Genomic DNA, 2,477 nt, shown 5'->3' with positions numbered 1-2,477 from the left:
GCGCAGGTCCACGGCCTGCGCGGCGACGATCAACTCGATGCTGGCCACCCACAACATCCGCTCGGTCAAACGGCGAGTCTTGTCGACCACCGCCAGCGCTTGCCCGGCGTAGTCTTCCACGCGATCGGCCACCGGCACACTCACCGCAGGCAATGGGTTGGCCAAATGCCCGATCTCGGCGACCAGGGCCGAGCTGGTGCGTTGCAAGGCCGCCATCCCGACATGCCCCGGCTGGGTGATCAGAAACCGTGGCAAATCGCTGGACGCGGGCGATAACAGCTTGGCGATGCGTTCGGCACTGCACGCCGCCAGCCGGCTCAAAACCAACCCCAACCCTTCGGCAGCCAGCGCCAGATGGGTGCTGTCAAAGTTCGCCGTGCCCAACGCCATCGCCTCTTCGCTGATCAACGCCGGGTTGTCCGCACCGCTGCGCAGTTCCAGCTCGACCAACTCATGCAATTGCTGCAACGCCTGTTGCGCCGCGCCCTGTACGACCGTGGCACAGCGAAAGCTCAACGGGTCCTGCAAACGGCGCGGGTTGCCTGCCAGTTCACCGCCCGCAAGCAAGCGCAACAACGCTGCCGACTGCTCGGTTTGCCCCGGTGCCGGTCGCAGGCGCGAAGCCCAGGGCTGGAACGGACTGAGATTGGCCCGATAGCCTTCGCACGACAACGCCAACGCTGCCAGCAAAGCCTCCAACACCTGCCGCGCCTCAGCCACCAACAGGGCACCCAGCCCGACGCTGGCGGCATTCGCCGAGACCAGCGCCAGGCCATCCTTGCCGGTCAGCGGTACGGACAATGCCAGGCTCAAGTGCGCCAAGGGCGCCAGGTCACTCTCACCCAATGAGCCCAGCAACGGCACCTCGGGCTCGACACCGGTGTTCAGCAAATCCAGCAGTGCCTGTGCGGCTGCCGGTGAAATACCCGAGCGCCCCTGGGCCAACCCAGCCAAGCGAGCGGCCGTGATGGCACGAATCTCCTGCCGATTGGCCAGGCGCCCGACGCCCACGGCACGGCCCAAAGGAATGTTCGCCTGTACGGGAGCAACCGGTGTATCCACCGCCGCGCCCAAGCCGGTGGTCACGCCATAGACGGGCGTGCCTTCAGCCGTCAGTTTCATCAGCAGCCGGTGACCTGCGTCGATGCGTTGGCGTGCCTGTGCGGTGAAGTCTGCCGGTGTGTCCTGCCGCGCAATCGCCAGCAAGTCCACCAGTGCCAGTCCTTGGGGATCAATAGCAATCATGCCCAACGCAACCGCTGACCAATCCCCAGGCGCCAGGCTTTTTCCAGCAGTGCGTGGCCCAGGGCAATGTCGCTGAGGCTCAAGCCACGGTGCCAGAACAAAATGGTTTCTTCAGGGGTTTCACGACCGTTTTTCAAGCCGGCGACAATCTGTCCAAGTTCGGCGTGCAGGGTTTCAGCGCTGAGTTTCCCGGCGTCGACGTGGGCGCGCAGTGCGCCAAACATCCCACCCTTGCATTGGCCCCAATCGTCCACCACTAACTTGCTCATGATGTCGGTGAGCGACAGCTCCACCGCGCTCATGGTGCCGTAGGGCACCACGAAAGCGCCGTGCTTGATCCATTCGGTGCGTAACAACGGCGTGGGCTGGTCCAGCCGCGAGGCCTCGACCACGATGTCCGCGCCGCGTACGGTGGATTCCCAATCCTCGGTGACGATCACCGGCTTGCCCAGGTCGCGACGCAGGCGTTCGGCAAAGGCTTCGCGGCTTTCTCTGCGCCGCGAATGCACGCGGATTTCTTCGAAGTCGAACAGATGGTCCAGCAGCCGCACATTCCAGTACGCCGTGCCGCGCGCACCGATATGCGCCAGCACTTTACTGTCGGGCCGGGCCAGGTATTTGGCACCGATGGCGGTGACGGCCCCGGTGCGCATATCGGTGATCGCCGAGGCGTCGAGGATGGCTTTGGGAATGCCCGTGGCCGGGTCCAACAGGTTGAGGATCGCTAATTCCGAGGGCAGGCTCTTGCGGTAGTTGTCGACAAAATCGCCCACCACCTTGACCCCGGCATAACCGATATCACCACCGAGCACACCACGCAGCACGTTGAAGTGGCCGTTGATTTCGCCGCCGGGAATCAGGTGGGTGCGTGGCTCGATCACCGCCTCGCCCCGGCCCTGGATCGCCAGGCTGGCTTCGATGGCGGTGAGGATTTCGTCGTTGGTCAGGCCTAGTTCTTCGATGTCCAGGCCGTTGAGAAAGTCGATGTAGATCGGTTGCATGATCAAGGCGCCTTGAACACGATTTGCTGCACATCGACCTTTTTCGGGATCAGGCCGTTGGCGAAGAACAGGTCGGCGGTGCGTTGCTGATTGGCGATATCGACGGCTTCCAGCGGGCGAATCGGCGCGGGCGAGCGATGTTCGAAATAGCTGCGGACCACGGTCGGTGGCAGGCCGAGGGTCTTGGCCATCAATGCGATGCTGTCGTCAGGCTGGTCCAGGGACAGGCGC

Annotated in this window: 2 protein-coding genes and 1 pseudogene; all 3 read right to left on the bottom strand. The window is 63.8% G+C overall.

Annotated elements, in window-relative coordinates; genetic code table 11:
* Positions 1-1,245: aromatic amino acid lyase (locus ACRESD_RS12405; RefSeq protein WP_431751157.1), on the bottom strand; the 1,245-nt coding region annotated here is incomplete at its 3' end.
* Positions 1,242-2,246 (bottom strand): ornithine cyclodeaminase family protein, encoded by a 1,005-nt coding sequence (locus ACRESD_RS12400; protein ID WP_431751156.1) that lies wholly within the window; start codon positions 2,244-2,246, stop codon positions 1,242-1,244. The genes ACRESD_RS12405 and ACRESD_RS12400, both read right to left, overlap by 4 nt.
* Before the next feature lie 2 nt (positions 2,247-2,248).
* Positions 2,249-2,477, bottom strand: a pseudogene (locus tag ACRESD_RS12395) (aliphatic sulfonate ABC transporter substrate-binding protein); the annotation flags it as partial.

The sequence above is a fragment of the Pseudomonas sp. genome, assembly GCF_050739995.1.
Taxonomy (GTDB): Bacteria; Pseudomonadota; Gammaproteobacteria; order Pseudomonadales; family Pseudomonadaceae; genus Aquipseudomonas.
This window is presented reverse-complemented; position numbering and strand designations above follow the sequence as displayed.